Here is an 18,462-nt window from a genome sequence, read left to right as displayed (position 1 = left end):
GCCGGAGCACGTGCGCGGCTAGCGTGGCACCATGCGATTCTCCGGTGAGCGCCCCTCCGTGGATCTGACCTATTCGGACGTGTTCCTCGTGCCCCGCCATTCGTCGGTGCAGAGCCGTCTGGAGGTCGACCTCGCGCCCGGCGACGGCACCCCGGCGACCATCCCGCTGGTGTCGTCGAACATGAACTCCGTCACCGGGGCGCGACTGGCCGCGACCCTCGCGCGACGCGGCGGGCTCGGCGTGCTCCCCCAGGACATGGCGCTCCAGGAGCTGGATGCCGCCATCCGGTGGGTCAAGGACCAGCCGGTGCGGTGGGACACCCCGCTCGTGCTGCCCCCCGAGGCCACCGTCACCGACGCGCGGCGGCTGCTGCCCGCGACCGAGGGCCACGGCATCGTCGTCGCGCCCGCAACGGGGTCGGCGGCCGGAGGCGGCCTCCTCATGGACGACGTCATCGGCGTGGTGCCGGCCACGCGGCTCGGGACCGCCCTGGCCGACGCGCAGCTGGGTGACCTGGTGCGCGGTCGGGCGGCAGCGATCGACGCCGACGATGTGGAGACCCCGCGGCAGGCTTTCGACCTCATCGTGGCGGCCGACACCGACGTCGTGTGCGTTCTGCACCACGGGATGCTCGTGGGGACCCTGTCGCGACGCAGCGCGCTGCGCTCGGCGGTGTACCGGCCCGCCGTGGACCGTGACGGTCGGCTCATCGTCGCCGCGGCCATCGGCATCAACGGCGACGTGGCGGCCAAGGCCCGTGCCCTCGCGGCAGCGGGCGTCGACGTGCTCGTCATCGACACGGCGCACGGGCACCAGGACGGCATGCTGCGGGCGCTGCGCGCGGTGTCGGCTCTGGACCTCGGCCTCCCCATCGCGGCAGGCAACGTCGTGACCGGGGAAGGCGTGGCCGATCTGGTCGCGGCGGGCGCGTCGATCGTGAAGGTCGGGGTGGGCCCGGGCGCGATGTGCACGACCCGCATGATGACCGCGGTCGGCCGGCCGCAGTTCTCCGCCGTGCACGAGACGGCGCAGGCCGCCGCGGAACAGGGCGCCCACGTCTGGGCCGACGGCGGCGTGCGGTATCCCCGGGATGTGGCCCTCGCCCTGGCGGCGGGCGCCTCGTCGGTGATGATCGGGTCGTGGTTCGCCGGCACGATCGAGGCGCCGGGGGAGCTGCGGGAGGACGAGTCCGGACGCGCGTACAAGGAATCGTGGGGGATGGCATCCACGAAGGCGGTGCACGGGCGCTTCGGTCGGCTGGACCCGTATGAGCTCGCCCGCAAGGAACTGTTCGCCGAGGGCATCTCGTCGTCGCGGATCTACCTCGATCCGCTGCGCCCGGGCATCGAGGACCTCATCGACATGATCACCGCAGGAGTGCGGTCGTCGTTCACCTACGCCGGCGCGGCCACGGTGACGCAGTTCCACGAGCGTGCGATGGTCGGCCTGCAGTCGGCCGCCGGCTATGAGGAAGGCAAGGCGCTGCCCGTCAGCTGGTGATGCCGCTGACCCTGGCGCGGCCGGCGGATGCTGCGGGGAAACGCCCGGGGAGAGGAGAGGAGCGTGTCGTAGAATCCCTCTACGATGGACGACCCTCCCAGTACCAGACGCCCGCTCCACCGACTCTCCTCGCCTCCGACCGGGGGTGACGTGTGCTCGACTACGTGATGCTCGGCGTCGGGCTGCTCCTGACCGTGGGCACCGGTCTGTTCGTCGCCAGTGAGTTCGCCCTGGTGAACCTCGACCGCGCCGACCTCGAAGCCCGTCAGGCTGCGGGGGAGTCCCGCCTGGCGATGACCATCTCGGCGCTGCGGGTCACCTCGACCCACCTGTCCAGCGCACAGCTGGGGATCACGCTGACGACCCTGCTGACCGGCTACACGATGGAGCCGGCCATCTCGAACCTGCTGGCACCCGTCTTCGAGGCGTGGGGCTGGTCCGAGGCGGTGTCCCGGCCGATCGCGGCGGTCGTGGGCGTGTCGATCGCGACGATCTTCTCGATGATCCTCGGTGAGCTGGTGCCGAAGAACTTCGCCCTGGCGGTGCCGCGCCAGACCGCCAAGCTCGTCATCCCGTTCCAGGTGGGCTTCACCACCGTGTTCAAGCCCGCCATCAGCCTGCTCAACGGCAGCGCCAACGGCGTGCTGCGCGCGATGGGAGTCGAGCCGAAGGAGGAGCTGTCGGGCGCTCGCACCGCCGAGGAGCTGTCGAGCCTCGTGCGTCGCTCCGCCAGCGCCGGCGTTCTCGAGCAGGACACCGCCTCGCTGCTGCAGCGCACCCTGACCTTCACCCGCCTGACCGCAGCCGATGTGATGACGCCGCGCCCGAGCGTGCACGCCGTGGCGGCGTCGGACTCCGTCGAGGATGTGATCCAGCTGGCCCGCCGCACCGGGCACAGTCGCTTCCCCGTCTACGACGAGTCGATGGACGACATCACCGGCGTCGTGCATCTGAAGGCCGCCGTCAGCGTGCCGCGGGAGCGGCGCGCCGAGGTGCCCGCCGCCGCGATCGCCTCCGAGCCCCTGCGCGTGCCCGAGGCGGTGCACCTGGACGCGCTCATCACGGAACTGCGCGCCCGCGGCTACCAGATGGCCGTCGTCGTCGACGAGTACGGCGGCACGGCGGGTGTGGTGACCCTGGAGGACCTCGTCGAGGAGATCGTCGGCGAGGTGCTCGACGAGCACGACCGCAGTCGCGCCGGCATCGTGCGCACCGCCGACCTCGTGACCTTCCCCGGCGATCTGCGCCCCGACGAGGTGCGCGACCGCACCGGCATCCGGGTGCCCGAAGGCGATGTCTACGACACCGTGGGCGGGTACATCATGAGCGTGCTGGAGCGCATCCCGAAGGTGGGCGACGAAGTGGAGCTGGAAGACGGCACGCTGACCGTGCAGCGCATGGACGGCCGCCGTGTCGACAGAGTGAGGTTCACACCGCGCCCGACCCCGGATGCCGCAGCGGAAGGGGCAGACGATGAGTGATTGGGCAGGCCTCGCCTGGCTGGTCGTGCTGCTGGCGTTCAACGCGTTCTTCGTCGGCGCCGAGTTCGCCGTCATCTCCGCACGCCGCTCCCAGATCGAGCCGCTCGCCGAGAAGGGGTCCCGGGCGGCCAAGACCGCGCTGTGGGCGATGGAGCACGCCACGCTCATGCTCGCCACGGCGCAGCTGGGGATCACGATCTGCTCGCTGCTGATCCTGAACGTGTCGGAGCCGGCGATCCACCACCTGCTGGCGGTGCCGCTCGGGCTCACCGGACTGGGCGAGGCCGCGGTCGACGTGACCGCCTTCGTGGTCGCGTTGCTGGTGGTGTCGTACCTGCACGTCGTGTTCGGCGAGATGGTGCCGAAGAACCTCGCGTTCTCGCTGCCCGATCGTGCGGTGCTGCTGCTGGCCACCCCGCTGGTGTGGGTGTCCAAGCTCTTCCACCCGATCATCGTGTCCCTCAACTGGATCGCCAACCATGCGGTGCGGCTGTTCCGGGTGGAGCCGAGGAACGAGGCGGCCTCGACCTTCACGCTCGAAGAGGTCGCCACGATCGTCAACCAGTCCCGCATCGAGGGCGTGCTCGACGACGTCACCGGCGCGGTTGCGGCGGCGGTGGAGTTCACCGACAAGAAGGCGGGCGACGTCGCCGTTCCGCTGTCCGCGCTGGTGACCCTGCCGCAGTCGACCACCCCGGATGAGATCGAGCGCGCAGTGGCCAGGCACGGCTTCTCCCGCTACGTGATCGTCGACGACGAGGGCGCCCCGGTGGGCTACGTGCACCTGAAGGACGTGCTGCGCGAGGCCGAGGGGGCGGATGCCGCGGTCGTGACGGCCGAGCCTGTCAAGCCCAAGCGCATCCACCACATGGTGCCGGTGTCCGAGACGACCGACCTCGAAGACGCGCTCGCGGTGATGCGCCGCTCCAGCCGCCACCTCGCTCAGGTGCGCGATGCGACAGGCCGCACCACCGCCGTGCTGTTCCTCGAGGACATCCTCGAAGAACTCGTCGGCGAGGTGCAGGACGCCACTCGGCGGCTGCGCTGACCCGAGGGGGATGCCGGGTCGGCCGGCATCCCCCTCGGTGCGCGGCGTCGGGTGTCAGCGGCGGCGCGCTCGCACGTACTGAGCGGGCCACTCCATGTCGGCGCCCAGCTCGCCGGCGGCGCGCAGCGCGAAGTGGGGATCCCGCAGCCATTCCCGTCCGGCCATGATGGCGTCGGCGTCGCCCGCGGCGAGGATCGACTGGGCCTGCGCGGCGTCGGTGATCTCGCCGACCGCACTGACGGGCACGTCGACACCGGCTCGCACGGCGCGGGCGAAGGCGACCTGGTAGCCGGGCCCGGTGGTGATCCGCTGGTGGGCGACGAGTCCGCCGCTGGAGACGTCGATGAGGGTGACGCCGCGCGCGGCGACCCAGCCGGCGACCGTCACCGTGTCGGCGACGTCCCAGCCGCCCTCGGCCCAGTCGGTCGCGGAGAAGCGCACCGCGATCACGGCATGCGGCGCCGCATCGCGCACCGCATCGCAGACCTGCAGCAGCAGCCGCGCCCGGTTCTGCAGGGACCCGCCGTAGTCGTCGTCGCGGCGGTTGGACAGCGGGGAGAGGAACTGGTGCAGCAGGTAGCCGTGGGCCGCGTGCACCTGCAGCACGTCGAAGCCGGCGGCCACAGCCCGTCGTGCGGCGGCGGCGAAGGCGGCCACGACCTCCTCGATGCCCGCGGCGTCGAGGGCGCGGGGCTCGGCGAACCCGTCGAATGCGACGGCCGAGGGTGCGACGGTGGGCCAGCCGCCCTCGGCGTGCGGCACCGCGCCGCGGCGGCCGGTCAGGGGCGACCACGTCGACGCCTTGCGGCCGGCGTGCGCGAGCTGGATCGCGGGGACCGCCCCGCGGCGGCGGATGGCTGCGGCGATGGGCGCCCAGGCGTCGCGCTGGGCGTCGTTCCACAGCCCCACGTCGTCGGGCGAGATCCGCCCGTCGGGCGTCACCGCGGTCGCCTCGGCCGTGACCATGCCCGCCCCGCCCGACGCGAACTGCGCCAGGTGCACGTGATGCCACTCACCCGGCATCCCGTCCTCGGCCGAGTACTGGCACATGGGGGCGACCCACAGCCGGTTGCGGGCGACGACGGTGGCGGTGTCGGTGTCGGTGTCGGTGTCGGCACCGAGGGTCAGGGGGTCCAGCAGCAGGGTCACGGTGTCTCCGGCACGGGTAGGGTGACGCCCATGACGACGACGGGCGTGTGGACGGGCGGGGACGTGGTGAGCTCCCTCCGGAGGCCAACGGACGCCGACCACAAGTATTCCCGCGGCGTCGTCGGGGTGCGCACCGGATCCGACCGGTACCCGGGCGCCGCCGTGCTCGGCGTCGAGGCGGCGTGGCGGACCGGCGTGGGCATGGTGCGCTACCTCGGACCGGCCGGGGCCGCGGCATCCGTGCTCGCGCGGCGGCCCGAGACGGTCACCGCCCCCGGCAGGGTGCAGGCATGGCTCATCGGCTCCGGAACCGACGCGGCCGGTCGGGACGAGGCGGAGACCGCGGCGCTGCGGCACCTGCTCGCCGGTGAGGAGCCCGTCGTGGTCGACGCCGGGGCGCTGGATCTGGCGCCGGCGGCGACGGCGCCGATCATCGTCACGCCGCACGACCGCGAGCACGACGCGCTGCGGTCCCTCCTCGGTCTCGCGGCCGTCGACCCGCAGGGTGGCGATCGTGCCGCGGCGGCGACCGAGACGGCCGTGGCGCTGGGGGCCGTGGTGCTGCTGAAGGGGGCGGAGACGCTCGTGGCCGCCCCCGACCGCACGGCGGTGCGGGTGCGCGCCGGCACGCCGTGGCTGGCCACCGCCGGCACCGGGGACGTGCTGGCGGGCGTGATCGCGGCGCTGGTGGCATCCGCCGCTGCCGCGGGCGACGTGGATCGCGAGACGCTGGTGGGCTGCGCCGCGTCGGGGGCGTGGCTGCACGGCCGCGCCGGAGCGCGGGCTGCCGCCGATGTCGGGGACGGGCCGATCACCGCGATGGATGCCGCGGCGGCGTTGCCGCGGATCGTCGGCGGCGTGCTGTCGGGGCGCTTCTGACCGCCCGGCGGCCGAACCCGCTGCCGACGGGCGGGGGAGACGTTCGTAGGATGGGGGACGTGTCGAGGCGAGCGGTGCTGTGGCTGGCGTTCGTCGTGGTGCATGCCGCGGTAGCGGGGCTGGGCTTCGCGCTGCCGAATCAGCCCATGGGCGACGTCTACCTCGTCTACGAGCCGTGGGCCTGGTGCGCGCTGCGCGGCGGGCTCGACGGGTTCTGTCCCGCCGGCACCGAGGTCATGGGCGTCACCCTCTCGTGGGTGTACCCGCCGCTGGCGCTGCTGCCGATGATCGCGGCCTGGCCGCTGTCGTGGATCGGCGGCTACACGATCGGCTGGGCGCTGGTGGTGACGGCCGTCGACGCGCTCGCTTTCGCGCTGCTCGTGGGGCGCGGGCGCTCCCGCGGCCGCACCGCTGCTGCGGCGTTCTGGCTCGCCGCGATCCTCGCGCTCGGGCCCGTGGGAATGTACCGGCTCGACGGTCTCACCGTCGCCCTGGCCATCGCCGGATGCCTGTGGCTGGCGGGCCGGCCCCTCGTGGCATCCGCGCTGCTGGCCATCGCGACGTGGATGAAGGTGTGGCCGGCGGCGCTGCTGGCGGCGGCGCTGGTGGCCGGCCGCCGCCGGGGACGGGTGATCGGCGGCGCCGCCGCGGTGTCCCTGCTGGTCGTCGCCGGCGTCGTGGCGGCGGGCGGCGGTGCCCACGTGTTCGGCTTCGTCGCCGGTCAGACCGGCCGCGGCCTGCAGCTGGAGGCGCCGGTGAGCGCGGTGTACCTGTGGCAGGCCGTGCGGGGGACACCCGGTGCCCAGATCTACTACGACCGCGAGCTGCTCACCTTCCAGGTCACCGGCGCGCAGGTCGATCTCGTCATCGCCGTCATGACGCCGCTGCTGGCGGGCGCGGTGCTGGCGGTGGCCGCGCTCGGCGCGGTCAAGGCGTGGCGCGGCGCCCGGTTCGCCGTGCTGCTGCCGCCCCTGGCGCTCAGCCTCGTGACGGTCCTCATCGTCTTCAACAAGGTCGGCTCGCCGCAGTTCGCCACGTGGCTGGTCGCACCGCTGGTGCTCGGCCTCGTGATCGACCGCCGCCGGTGGTGGGCTCCCGCCGCGCTGGGCCTGGTCACCGCACTGCTGACGCAGCTGGTGTACCCCGTGCTCTACGGCGGGGTGCTCTCGGCCGCGGCGCTGCCGGTGGGCGTGCTGACCGTGCGCAACGCCCTCTACATCGCGCTGCTGGTGTGGGCGGTGGTGCGGCTCGCGGCCGTGCCGGTCCCTGCCCGCGTCCGCCGCCCGGCATCCGTTCTCGCACCATCGCCCTGAAACCGGAGGTCCTCCCATGCTCATCGCCTTCTCCGTCGCCCCCAGCGGCACCGGTCGCGCCGACGGCTCGGTGCACGACGCCGTGGCCGCCGCCGTCGCGGTCGTCCGCGCCTCGGGCCTGCCGCACCGCACGACGTCGATGTTCACCGAGGTGGAGGGGGAATGGGACGAGGTCTTCGACGTCGTCAAGCGCGCCACCGACGCGGTGATGCCGTTCGGGTCGCGCGTCTCACTCGTGCTGAAGGCCGACATCCGTCCCGGTCACTCCGGGGAGATCGACGGCAAGGTGCAGCGCCTCGAGCAGGCGCTCGAACGCGCCGCATCGGAGGACGACCCGGCGCAGGCATCGGGCGCCGCGTCCGACGCCGCCCGCTCGGACTGACGTGGCGGGGGTCGACGGCGGGCGCGGCGCGCTGCGGGCGCTCGCCGACGCCGCGGGGGAGTCGGCGCCGCGCCGTCCCGGCGACGCGGAGGATCCGGCGATCCCTGTGGCGGCGACCGTCGTGCTGCTGCGCGACGGCGCGGCCGGTGTCGAGGTGCTGATGCTGGAGAGGCCCGACCGCGGCTCGTTCGCCGGGGCGTGGGTCTTTCCCGGCGGCCGGCTCGACGACGCCGATCGACGCGACGACGACCGGGACGACGAGGCGCCGGCCCGCCGGGCGGCCGCGCGGGAGACGCGGGAGGAGAGCGCGCTCGTGGTGGACCCGGCCCAGCTCGTGCCGCTGTCGGTGTGGGACCCGCCGCCGGGGCTGCCGCTGCGCATCCGCACCTGGTTCTTCGTCGCCGCCGACCCCGGCGGTCAGGTGCAGCCGTCACCCGATGAGGCTGTCGCGGCGCGCTGGATGCGCCCTGCCGACGCACTGGCCGCCCACGGCCGCGACGAGATGATCCTGTACCCGCCGACGTGGGTGACGCTGCACGGCCTGCGCGACCACGGCGATGTCGCCGGGGCGCTCGCCGCGGTGCGCCTCGTCGGTCGACGCTCGTTCGAAACGGTCGCCCGGCGCGGGGCCGAGGGGCCGCTGCTGATGTGGCAGGAGGATGGCGAGTACGACGCGGCCGCCCCACCCGGAGCCGCCCGCCACCGGCTCGAAGTCGGCGCCCTGCCCTGGCGCTACACGCTCACGCCGGGCTGAGCGCTCAGGACTGCAGCAGCCGCCGCAGGTGGTGGCCGACCGCCTCGGTCTCGATGAGGAACCCGTCGTGGCCGAAGTCGCTGGAGAGCACCACCGCGCGGTCGCCGTCGAGGGTGCGCGGGATGCCGCGGGCGATGCGGTGCTGCCCGTCCACGGGAAAGAGCCGGTCGCTGTCGATGCCGAGCACGAGCGTCGTGGCGGTCACGCGGGCCAGGGCGTCTTCGATGCCGCCGCGCTCGCGGCCGACGTCGTGCGAGTCCATCGCCTCGACGAGAACGAGGTAGCTGTTGGCGTCGAAGCGACGGGTGAACTTGTTGCCGTGGAAGTCGAGATACGACTCCACGGCGAACCGGCCGCCGTGACCGAGCGGGCTCTTGCCGGACTGCCACGAGCGCTGGAAGCGGGAGTTCAGCTCGGTGGGCGAGCGGTAGTTCAGCAGAGCCATGCGGCGGGCGAGGGCCAGCCCTCGGTGGGGGCCGTCGCCGTCGCCGGCGTCGTAGTACTCCCCGCCCTGGAACCGCGGGTCGATCGCGATCGCCTCCAGCTGCACCGAGTTCAGCGCGATCTGGTCGGCGGTGTTGGCCGGTGGGGCGGACAGGATCGCGAGGCGCGCGACGCGGTCGGGTTCGGACACGGCCCATTCCAGCGCGTGCATGCCGCCCATCGAGCCGCCGACGACCGCCCCCCAGCGGTCGATGCCGAGCGCGTCGGCCAGGCGCACCTGGGCCGCCACCTGGTCGCGGATGGTGAGGTAGGGGAATCGCGAGGCCCACTCGTAGCCGTCGGGGCCGATGCTCGCCGGCCCCGTGGAGCCCTGGCATCCGCCCAGCATGTTGGGCGCCACGACGAACCAGCGGTCGGTGTCGATCGGGGCGCCCGGGCCGACGATGTCGCTCCACCAGCCGGAGGTGGGGTGGCCCGGCCCGGCGGGACCGCGCACGTGGCTGTCGCCGGTGAGGGCGTGCAGGATCAGCACGGCGTTGTCGCGCGCGGCGTTCAGCTCGCCCCAGGTCTCGTACGCGAGCCGCATCGCCGGCAGCTCGCGTCCGCTCTCGGTGCGGAAGGCGCCGAACGCGGCGAACCTGCGCTCGCCCGGCGGATCGCCGTCGCGCCAGGCGCCGGTCGCGGGCGGGCGGCCCAGCAGCAGGCGTGCGTCGGCCTCGGTCACCGGCGCCGAGGGCACGGTGTCTTCGGAGGTCTGCCAGTCCACGTTCCCATTCTGGCCGGTGCGGTCGAGGCGCGGCCCCGTGTTACGTGTCGGAGGAGGGGAGTAGCTTGCGCGCATGAGCGCAATCGACTACCTCCTGGACTCCGACCCGGCCATCCGCTGGCAGGTGCTGCGAGATCTGACGGATGCCCCGCCCGAGGAGGTTGCTGCGGAGCGGGCGCGGGTGGCGACGGAGGGGTGGGGCGCCCGGCTCCTCGCCGAGCAGGCCGAGGACGGGCTGTGGGACGGGGGTACCTACCGCCCCGGCTGGGTGGACGAGAGCCGTCCTTTCTTCGATGCCTGGTCCGCCACGCACCCGTCGCTCGACCTGCTGCGTGCGTTCGGGCCCGACCCGGCGGCACCCGAGGTGGTGCGCGCAATCACGCGGGTGCGCGAGAACGTGCGCTGGGAGCACGAAGGGCAGCCCTACTTCGAGGGCGAGGTGGAGCCGTGCATCAACGGCGGAGCGCTGGCCAACGCCGCCTTCTTCGCCCAGGACGGCGGGCGCATCGTCGAGACGCTGCTGTCCGGTCAGCTGGCCGACGGCGGATGGAACTGCTGGGACGAAGACGGCACGAGCCCCTCGTCGTTCCACTCGACGATCTGCGCGCTCGAAGGTCTGTGGGCGTGGGAGCAGGCCGGCGGGGAATCCGATGCCGTGACCTCAGCGCGCCTGCGCGGCGAGGAGTATCTGCTGGAGCGTCGCCTCTTCCGCCGGGCATCCACCGGCGAGGTCGTCGACCCCCGGTTCACCATGCCGTCGTTCCCGACTCACTGGTATTACGACGTGCTGCGGGCTCTGGACTACGTCCGGTCCGCACGCCCGGATCGCGACGATCGCTGCGCGGAGGCGATCGAGCTGCTGCGCGCGAAGATGCTCCCGTTCGGGATGTGGAAGCTGGAGCTGACACACGAAGGCCCCACGCTGTTCGAGCTCGAGGCCGAGCGCGAGGGCTTCCCGAGCCGCTGGGTCACCCTGCGTGCGCTGCGGGTGCTGCGGTGGTGGGACGGCGACTGACTAGAGAGCCCGCGCGGGCGTCGCGGGGGCGGTGAAAGGACGCACCTCGTAGGTCGCGCCGTGCTGGCCGGCCAGAGCCACCGGCATCCCGTCGACCGACTGCACGAACCGCCGATCGGTGTCGAGTCCCTCGGGCACGCGCGCATCCACTCCCGGCAGCGTCCCCGACGACTCGTTCGAGATCCACACCACGCGGCCGTCGCGTGCGGCGCGCACATGGTGCACCAGCTCGACGAAGCGGTGCCGCTCGTCCTGGTCGAGGTACAGCAGAACGGCGCTGTGGAAGATCACGAGCGTGGCATCCGCCGGCGCGGATGCGGCGACGTCGGGCAGCGTCTCGAGCAGATCACCGCGGACGATGTCGGGCGGCTCGGCCGCGGCCATGGCCGCTGCGGCCCGCAGCCGCGCGACGCGCCCGTCGTGGTCGGGACCCGGCCACACGAGGGTCGCGAGCCAGTCGACGGCCGTGTCGTCGCGGGCATCGATCGGCGCCAGGTCGATGCCGCGCCGCCAGATCACCTCGGGAACGCGCTGCGGCACCGCTGCGTCGTCGTCCACGCGGCACGGCAGCACGACGGGCGAATCGCCGAGGACATGGACGCCGCCGGGGGCCGTGTATTCGTAGGCGAAGCGATCCGGCAGCAGGCACAGTCCCGCCGCGGTGCCGACCTCCAGCAGCGCGAGGGGACCGGGGATACGTGCGAGCTGCGGCACCAGCGTGGCGCACCGCGCGGGCTCGTTGGTCTGGGTGGTGCGGGACGCGGCGATCTCGGCGACCCGTGCCCAGTTCGCCTCGAGCCACTTCCGCCACTGCGGGAACGGCTCGAGGGGACTGCCCGCCCAGCGGGCTGCGGCGAAGATGCGGTTGGGCTGCTGCATCGCCGGTGGCAGGGCGGCGAGCACGGCGAGGATGCCGGCGTCTCCCGCGATGCCGGTGGCCCAGTCCTCGTACAGCGGGGAGGTGCCGTGCGCCCAGCGGCGCCCGAAGGTCTCGTAGGTCGCGGCGAGTGCGTCGGTCACGGCGTCAGCGTACAAGGGGGGTGCGGGTTCGGTTCCGCCCTGTGCCGATGCCCCGGGTGCCGCCTGCCGTACGCGACGCGCCCCGGCTGCCGCGATGCGGGGCCGGGGCGCGTCGTAGTGCCGATGCGGCGCGTCAGGCGCGCGCGGCCTCCGACAGGCGACGGGCGGCGGCGAGGGCCTGGGCGAGGTCGGCCTTGAGGTCGTCGACGGCCTCGATGCCCACCGACAGCCGCACCAGCCCCGGGGTGACGCCCGAGGTGAGCTGCTGCTCGGGGGTCAGCTGCGAGTGCGTCGTGGAGGCGGGGTGGATCACGAGCGAGCGTACGTCGCCGATGTTGGCGAGGTGGCTGAAGAGGGTGAGCGAGTTGACGAACTCGCGACCCGCCGCGACACCGCCCTTGAGTTCGAACGACAGCACGGCGCCGACCCCCTTCGGCGCATAGGTGTTCGCCGCCGCGTACCAGGGCGAGGTGGGAAGGCCGGAGTAGTTCACCGCGGCGACGTCGTCGTGGTTCTCCAGCCACTCCGCGATCTCCTGCGCGTTCTGCACGTGGCGCTCGATGCGCAGGGACAGCGTCTCGATGCCCTGCAGCAGCAGCCAGGCGCTCATCGGCGCGATCGCGGCACCGAGGTCGCGCAGCAGCTGCACGCGCGCCTTGATGATGTACGCCAGCCCGTCGCCGACGGCGGTGGTGTATGACGCGCCGTGGTAGGACGGGTCGGGCTCGGTGAGGCCCGGGAACTTCTCGACGTTCTGCGACCACGCGAAGCTGCCGCCATCGACGATGACGCCGCCGATGGTGGTGCCGTGGCCGCCGAGGAACTTCGTCGCCGAGTGCACGATGATGTCGGCGCCGTGCTCGAAGGGGCGGATGAGGTACGGCGTGGCGATGGTGTTGTCGACGATGAGCGGGACGCCGGACTCGTGCGCGATGTCGGCGACGGTGCGGATGTCGAGCACGTTGATCTGCGGGTTGCCGATCGTCTCGGCGAAGAACAGCTTGGTGTTCGGGCGCACGGCGCGGCGCCACTCCTCGGGGTCGTCCTGGTTCTCGACGAACGTCGTCTCGATCCCGAGCTTGGCGAGGGTGTACTTGAAGAGGTTGTACGTGCCCCCGTAGATCGAGCTCGACGAGACGATGTGGTCGCCTGCCTGCGCGATGTTGAGCACGGCGAAGGTCTCGGCGGCCTGGCCGCTGGCCACCAGCAGGGCGCCGGTGCCGCCCTCCAGCGCCGCGATGCGCTGCTCGACGACGTCCTGCGTGGGGTTCTGGATGCGCGTGTAGATGTTGCCGAACTCGGCCAGCGAGAACAGGTTCGCGGCGTGGTCGGCGTTGTCGAACACGTAGGAGGTGGTCTGGTAGATCGGCGTCGCGCGCGCCTTGGTGACGGGGTCCGGGGCGGCACCGGAGTGGACCTGCTTGGTCTCGAAGCGCCAGTTCTCGGGTGCGGACATGATGACTCCTGGATCTCGGGCCGACCGCGGCTGCCGCGGCCTGGTCTGAGGCTACGGACTGGGCGCTCTTGTCAACAACGGCGCGGAAATGTGACGTAACGTGCGCGGTACGGTGGGTCACATGACACGACGCGCGGTAGTCACGGGAGCCAGTTCGGGCATCGGGGAAGCGACGGTGCGTGCCCTCCGGGCGACCGGATGGGACGTCGTCGGGGTTGCCCGACGCGCCGACCGTCTCGCCGCCCTGGAAGCCGAAACGGGCGCGGCCGCCTATGCGGCCGATCTCACGCGACAGGCGGACGTGGACGCCCTGGCGGCGTGGCTCGCGGAGACCGGCCCCGTGCACGCCCTCGTGAACGTCGCTGGCGGGGCGCGCGGGACCGACCGTGTCGAGGACGGCGATCCGGAGGACTGGCGCTGGATGTTCGAGGTGAACGTCCTCTCGGCGCAGATGCTCGTCGCAGCCCTCCTCCCTCAGCTGCGCGCCGCCGCTGCCGTCGATGGGCATGCGGACACCCTGTTCGTCACCTCCACTGCGGCGCAGCGGGCGTACCCCGGCGGTGGCGGCTACAACGCCGCCAAGGCGGGGGAGTCCATGCTCGCCGAGGCCCTGCGTCTGGAGCTCAACGGTGAGCCGATCCGGGTCGTGGAGGTGGCACCCGGGATGGTCTACACGGAGGAGTTCACGTTCAACCGCCTCGGCGGTGACCGTGCCGCCGCAGAGAAGGTGTACGACGGCGTCGCGCAGCCGCTCGTGGCATCCGATGTGGCCGACGTCATCGCGTACGCGATGAACGCGCCGGGGCACGTCAACCTCGACCTCGTCACGATGCGCCCGGTGGCGCAGTCGGCGCAGCACCTGCTCGCACGTGGCCCCCTGCGGCCGCGGCTGCCGGGGGAGTGAACAGCTCCGCCGCCGATACGGCGGGTGTCTAGAACGGTGCGGGCTCGGCGGCCGCGGCGAAGGCTCTGAACTCGAGCATCCGGCGCGGGACGTCGACATACACGCGCCCGGCAGGACTCGTCCATTCGAGGATGCCGTCGGGTTTGTGCACCACGCTCCAGGCAGTCCCGTGCTTGAGCGGGTGATGTCGGCCCGGGCAGAGATTTGCGAGGTTCGTGACCCGCGTCGGTCCGCCACGGGCGGCGTCGATCGTATGGTCGCCGTCGCACTGCCGTGCGGGTCGGCGGCAGCCGGGGAACCGGCAGTGCTCGTCGCGGGCATCGAGGAATCGGCGCATCCGGGCGCTGGGGCGGTACGTGTCGACCTGAAGCACTGCTCCGGTGGCAGGGGAGGTGAACAGCCGTTCCCAGATGCCGGCGGTCGCGGCGAGGCGCCGGGCCGTGTCGGGGTCGATCGGTCCGTACCCGACGAGCTCGGCGGGTTCGGCGTCGTCACCGGTGAGGGTCGTGGCGGGGATGGTGATCTGCACGTGGGCGGTGATCGCAGCCGTCGCGGGGATGCTGCCGGAGGAGACCGGCGCGGTGGCGTGCCCAGTGAGGAGCAGATCGGCGAGAACGTCGGCGCGCACCTGGTCGGTGGTGCGCCGGTCGGTCGCGATGACGTCCGCCTCTGCGACGGCGTCGTCGGTGACATGCCCACCTGCGGTGCCGGCGACGGCGCGGTCATCGCCCAGGTCTGCGCTCGCCGGGGTGCCGGCGGCGGCCGCACCTCGCGCACCCCGCCCCGCGCCGACGATCTCGCGGGCGTAGGCGGTCAGCCGCTCCCGGATCGCGTACGCCAGCGGAGCAGGCAGCGTCGCCACCAGTTCGGCCATTCCGTCGTCGAGGTCCCGCACCCACACCCGCCGCCCCGCCGTCGCTTCGGCATGCCGCTCCTGCAACGGCACCGGGTCGAGTCGCTGCGCCAGCATCAGGATGATCGGCTTCGCCCGCCCTGGCGTCTCCCGCTCCGCGACCACCAGTGCGGCCTGCTCGAACCGGCCTCGGGCCTCGGGGTCGGTGATGCGGACGCCGGCATCGTGGATCACCCGGACGTGGGCCACGTCGATTCTCCCCGCCTCCAGCGCCGCCAGCGTCGCCGCGAATCCCCCCACCAGCCCGGCGGCATCGCGCATCCGCTGCTGCATGCCGCGATCGGAACGCCGCAGCACGGCCGCGAGTTCCGCCGCCATCGCCCGCCGCGGCATCTCGCGCTCACGCCCCTCGCTCGAGGGCACTCGGGATGTCTCCTCGGCTGCAATCGTCTCGGCCCGCGCCAGCCACTGCAGTTCCCGCGCCTGCAACGCCGCGATCGCCCGGCGGGTCTGCTCCACGCCGGAGATCACCGCGCCGTGTGAGGCGGCGGCGATCGAGTCGACGGCCATCGAGTCGACGATGGGGGAGCTGTTCATGCCTCTGATTCTGCCGCTCCCCTCCGACATCGAACGGGTGGTAACCCCAGGTCAGGCGGACATTGTGGATGACGCGAATCCACCCCGGGCTGTGGAGGAGGCGGCGGCCGGCGCACCCGAAAACCCGGCTCGCACCCGACGCGCACCCGTCGCGCACCCGACGCGCACCCGCACCCGGCGCGCCCCTCCGTAGGCTGGTCGGGTGTGGACGGAGGAGTGGATGGCGATGACCCTGCCCGAACTCGCCGACGCGGGATTGGTGGCTCCCGACTGGGCGCAGGCGCTGCAGCCGGTCGCGGGCGACATCGCCGCCCTCGGCGAGCGACTGCGCGCCGAGACGGCCGCAGGGCGCGCCTACCTGCCGGCCGGTGACCGCGTGCTCCGTGCCTTCCAGCGTCCGATGGCCGACGTGCGCGTGCTGATCGTGGGGCAGGACCCCTACCCGACCCCCGGGCACCCGATCGGGCTCTCCTTCGCCGTCGACGCCCACGTGCGCCCGATCCCGCGGAGCCTGCGCAACATCTACCGGGAGCTGTCGGACGATCTCGGCATCGCCCCGGCGGAGCACGGCGACCTGTCCGCGTGGAGCGACCAGGGCGTCATGCTGCTCAACCGCGTGCTCACCGTCGCGCCGGGCGCGGCCGGCTCGCATCGCGGCTGGGGATGGGAGAAGGTGACCGAGCACGCCATCCGTGCCCTCGTCGCCCGGGGCGGGCCGCTCGTGGCGATCCTGTGGGGGAGGGATGCCGCTTCGCTCGCGCCGCTGCTGGGCGACACGGCGCGCATCGAGTCCCCGCACCCGTCTCCGCTCTCCGCATCACGCGGGTTCTTCGGGTCACGCCCGTTCTCGCGCGCCGACGCCCTGCTCGTGCAGCAGGGGTCCTCGCCGGTGCGGTGGGAGCTGCCGCCGGCTGCCGCTCTAGGCTGACCTCATGCTGGAGGACGAGTACGACCGCGACCGCCGGCGTCTGCCGTGGCACCTGCGGCGGCGGCCGGATCCGGAGCATCCCTTCGCCTACGAGATCCGACCCGCCACTGAGCGGGATGTCCCCGACATCCGCGAGATCTACAACCACTACGTCACCAACTCGGTGGTGACCTTCGACGAGGAGAAGTGGTCGATCGCGCAGTGGCGGGAGAAGCTGAACCACCTCCAGAAGCTGGGGATGCCGTTCCTGGTGGCGCAGGCGCCGTCCGGCCAGATCCTCGGTTACGCCCTCGTGCAGCCCCTGTCGAGCAAATCGGCCTACCGCTACAGCGTGGAGAACTCGATCTACCTCGGGCAGGCCGCCACCGGCAAAGGCCTGGGACGCGCGCTGCTGGAGGCGCTGATCGTCGCCTGCGAGCAGGCCGGCATCCGTGAGATGGTCGCCGTCATCAGCGACCGAGGCGCCGAGGCGTCGATCGCGCTGCACGAGCGGCTCGGGTTCGTCGAGGTGGGTCGCATGGGACGTGTGGGACGCAAGTTCGGCCGCTGGCTGGGCACGGTGTACCTGCAGAGGTCGCTGAAGCCGGTCAAGAAGTCTCTGCGCGAGCGGCTTTCGGGCCGCTGACGGCGGGGACGCCGCGCACGGCGTCGATGAGCGCCCGCCACGGTGCGGTCACCGCGCCGTCGGGCATCCGCGCGTCCCGCCGGGCAGCGCCCACGGCGGCGCTCACCTGCCACTGGAAGCGATCTGCCCCCGGCGTCTCGGGTACGGGCTCGTCCCACGGGCAGCCCTCGATGAGGGCGAGCCACGGCTTCGCCTCGGCTCCGCAGGCCTCGGCGTGCCATTCCCGGCGAAGGCCGGCGATGCCGCCGCTGCGCACGACGGTCACGGAGACGTCGGGTTCGTCACGCTGATGCATCCTCGATCACGCCGACGCCCGCCCAGCCGGCGCGGACGGCGGCGACCTCCTCCGAGTCCTCACCGTACTCCGCCGCGGCGGTGAGGAGTGTGGCGCGGGCGAATGCGGCGAAGTCGGTGCTCGGCGCGAGCGACCCACCCGTGAGCGTGCGGTACCAGATGAGGCCCGCCCGCTCCCAGGCGAAGCCGCCGAGGGCGGTGGCCACCAGATGGAACGCGCGGTTGGGGATGCCGGAGTTGATGTGCACGCCGCCGTTGTCGTCCTCGGTGTCGACGTAGTCGCGCAGATGACCAGGCTGGGGATCGCGCCCGAGCACGTCGTCGTCGTACGCCGTGCCGGGTGCGGCCAGTGAGCGCAGCGCGACACCCTGCACGAGGTCGGTGAACACGCCCTCCCCGATGAGCCACGACGCCTCGTCGGCCCGCTGCTGCCGGTGGTGCTGCTCGACGAGGGCGCCGAAGACGTCGGAGATCGACTCGTTGAGCGCGCCCGACTGCCCCACGTACGCCAGGCCGCCGGAGTACTCCGTCACCCCGTGCGTCAGCTCGTGCGCGACCACGGTGAGGGAACCCGTGAACCCCCGGAACACCTCGCCGTCGCCGTCGCCGAACACCATGCGCTCGCCGTTCCAGAAGGCGTTGTCGAAGTCGACGCCGTAGTGCACCGTCGCCGCCAGGGTGCCGCCCACCCCGTCGATCCCCGCGCGCTGGTAGGCGTCCCAGAAGAAATCGAAGGTCACGCCCAGGCCGTCGAACGCCTCGTCGGCCGCGGCGTCGCCGGTGGGCGGGTCGCCCTCGCCTCGCACCGTCATGCCGGGCAGGTTCTCCTCGTTCTGCGCGTCGGAGACGACGCGGTTCGGGGAGGGGGCGCCCTCGGCGACCAGGGCGCCGTCTTCATCGATCGACAGCCGCAGCCGTGTCAGCTCGGGTCGGTAGTGCCGCTGCGCGGCCAGGGTGTTGCGCGCCGCGCGGGCGGCCCGCGCGAGGTGCGGCGCGTCGGTCTCGGCGAGACGGGCCAGCAGGTACGGCGGGACGATGGCGTTCATGCCACGA

18 protein-coding genes are annotated in these 18,462 nt (G+C 72.8%); 11 read left to right on the top strand and 7 right to left on the bottom strand.

Annotated features, from left to right (window positions below):
- Nucleotides 1-31 precede the first annotated feature (31 nt).
- The 3 genes from NQ165_RS10960 (at nt 32) to NQ165_RS10950 (ending at nt 4,030) form a co-directional block, all read left to right on the top strand.
- Entirely contained in the window at nt 32-1,501 is a 1,470-nt protein-coding gene (locus NQ165_RS10960; protein ID WP_257526600.1) for a GuaB1 family IMP dehydrogenase-related protein, read from the top strand.
- A gap of 167 nt (nt 1,502-1,668) precedes the next feature.
- Complete coding sequence (locus tag NQ165_RS10955; protein WP_257533562.1) at nt 1,669-2,982, top strand: hemolysin family protein; 1,314 nt, start codon at nt 1,669-1,671, stop codon at nt 2,980-2,982.
- Nucleotides 2,975-4,030 carry a hemolysin family protein gene (locus tag NQ165_RS10950; protein ID WP_257526601.1) on the top strand — a complete coding sequence of 352 codons (1,056 nt, stop codon included), beginning with the start codon at nt 2,975-2,977 and terminating at the stop codon, nt 4,028-4,030. Before NQ165_RS10955 ends, NQ165_RS10950 begins: the two co-directional genes overlap by 8 nt.
- A 54-nt stretch (nt 4,031-4,084) precedes the next feature.
- Here NQ165_RS10950 and NQ165_RS10945 read toward each other — a convergent pair whose 3' ends face one another.
- Nucleotides 4,085-5,179: an NADH:flavin oxidoreductase/NADH oxidase gene (locus NQ165_RS10945; RefSeq protein WP_374679351.1), complete on the bottom strand. Its 1,095-nt coding sequence runs from the start codon at nt 5,177-5,179 to the stop codon at nt 4,085-4,087.
- A 30-nt stretch (nt 5,180-5,209) separates the two neighbouring features.
- On the opposite strand from NQ165_RS10945, the gene NQ165_RS10940 reads away from it, so the two are divergent.
- From NQ165_RS10940 to NQ165_RS10925, 4 genes are read left to right on the top strand one after another with little or no spacing between them, the layout of a single operon-like run.
- Nucleotides 5,210-6,058 carry an ADP/ATP-dependent (S)-NAD(P)H-hydrate dehydratase gene (locus NQ165_RS10940; protein WP_257526602.1) on the top strand — a complete coding sequence of 283 codons (849 nt, stop codon included), beginning with the start codon at nt 5,210-5,212 and terminating at the stop codon, nt 6,056-6,058.
- Nucleotides 6,059-6,117: 59 nt separating this feature from the next.
- A complete protein-coding gene (locus tag NQ165_RS10935; RefSeq protein WP_257533453.1) occupies nt 6,118-7,371 on the top strand; it encodes a glycosyltransferase 87 family protein in 1,254 nt (417 codons plus the stop codon).
- Between the two features lie 16 nt (nt 7,372-7,387).
- Nucleotides 7,388-7,753 carry a thiamine-binding protein gene (locus NQ165_RS10930; RefSeq protein WP_257526604.1) on the top strand — a complete coding sequence of 122 codons (366 nt, stop codon included), beginning with the start codon at nt 7,388-7,390 and terminating at the stop codon, nt 7,751-7,753.
- 1 nt (nt 7,754) lies between these two features.
- The gene (locus NQ165_RS10925; protein ID WP_257533451.1) at nt 7,755-8,507 is read left to right on the top strand and encodes an NUDIX domain-containing protein; all 753 of its coding nucleotides are present in this window, start codon (nt 7,755-7,757) and stop codon (nt 8,505-8,507) included.
- A 4-nt stretch (nt 8,508-8,511) separates the two neighbouring features.
- Here NQ165_RS10925 and NQ165_RS10920 read toward each other — a convergent pair whose 3' ends face one another.
- Nucleotides 8,512-9,717, bottom strand: coding sequence for a homoserine O-acetyltransferase (locus NQ165_RS10920; RefSeq protein WP_257526606.1), 1,206 nt, complete (start codon nt 9,715-9,717; stop codon nt 8,512-8,514).
- Between the two features lie 73 nt (nt 9,718-9,790).
- Between NQ165_RS10920 and NQ165_RS10915 the strand changes: the two genes are divergently transcribed.
- Entirely contained in the window at nt 9,791-10,732 is a 942-nt protein-coding gene (locus tag NQ165_RS10915; RefSeq protein ID WP_257526607.1) for a hypothetical protein, read from the top strand.
- Here the strand turns inward: NQ165_RS10915 and NQ165_RS10910 are convergent, their stop codons facing one another.
- Both NQ165_RS10910 and NQ165_RS10905 read right to left on the bottom strand, forming a co-directional pair.
- Entirely contained in the window at nt 10,733-11,752 is a 1,020-nt protein-coding gene (locus NQ165_RS10910) for a DUF2332 domain-containing protein (protein WP_257526608.1), read from the bottom strand.
- A gap of 133 nt (nt 11,753-11,885) precedes the next feature.
- A complete protein-coding gene (locus NQ165_RS10905; RefSeq protein WP_257526609.1) occupies nt 11,886-13,208 on the bottom strand; it encodes a bifunctional o-acetylhomoserine/o-acetylserine sulfhydrylase in 1,323 nt (440 codons plus the stop codon).
- 121 nt (nt 13,209-13,329) lie between these two features.
- On the opposite strand from NQ165_RS10905, the gene NQ165_RS10900 reads away from it, so the two are divergent.
- Nucleotides 13,330-14,112, top strand: a complete 783-nt coding sequence (locus NQ165_RS10900; RefSeq protein ID WP_257533449.1) for an SDR family oxidoreductase — start codon at nt 13,330-13,332, stop codon at nt 14,110-14,112.
- A gap of 28 nt (nt 14,113-14,140) precedes the next feature.
- Here NQ165_RS10900 and NQ165_RS10895 read toward each other — a convergent pair whose 3' ends face one another.
- On the bottom strand, nt 14,141-15,562 hold the full coding sequence (locus NQ165_RS10895) for an HNH endonuclease signature motif containing protein (RefSeq protein WP_257526611.1): 1,422 nt from the start codon (nt 15,560-15,562) through the stop codon (nt 14,141-14,143).
- 220 nt (nt 15,563-15,782) lie between these two features.
- On the opposite strand from NQ165_RS10895, the gene NQ165_RS10890 reads away from it, so the two are divergent.
- Complete coding sequence (locus NQ165_RS10890) at nt 15,783-16,490, top strand: uracil-DNA glycosylase (RefSeq protein ID WP_257533558.1); 708 nt, start codon at nt 15,783-15,785, stop codon at nt 16,488-16,490.
- Between the two features lie 4 nt (nt 16,491-16,494).
- A complete protein-coding gene (locus NQ165_RS10885; protein WP_257526612.1) occupies nt 16,495-17,115 on the top strand; it encodes a GNAT family N-acetyltransferase in 621 nt (206 codons plus the stop codon).
- Here NQ165_RS10885 and NQ165_RS10880 read toward each other — a convergent pair.
- Nucleotides 17,078-17,410, bottom strand: a complete 333-nt coding sequence (locus tag NQ165_RS10880) for a protealysin inhibitor emfourin (RefSeq protein WP_257526613.1) — start codon at nt 17,408-17,410, stop codon at nt 17,078-17,080. The two genes, NQ165_RS10885 and NQ165_RS10880, sit on opposite strands and share 38 nt — an antisense overlap.
- On the bottom strand, nt 17,397-18,455 hold the full coding sequence (locus tag NQ165_RS10875) for a M4 family metallopeptidase (RefSeq protein WP_257533447.1): 1,059 nt from the start codon (nt 18,453-18,455) through the stop codon (nt 17,397-17,399). Before NQ165_RS10875 ends, NQ165_RS10880 begins: the two co-directional genes overlap by 14 nt.
- Nucleotides 18,456-18,462 lie beyond the last annotated feature (7 nt).

It is taken from the genome of Microbacterium sp. zg.Y1084 (assembly GCF_024623595.1).
GTDB classification, from domain to species: Bacteria; Actinomycetota; Actinomycetes; order Actinomycetales; family Microbacteriaceae; genus Microbacterium; species Microbacterium wangruii.
The sequence above is the reverse complement of the archived record's forward strand: the minus strand, read 5'-3'. Positions and strand labels throughout refer to the sequence as shown.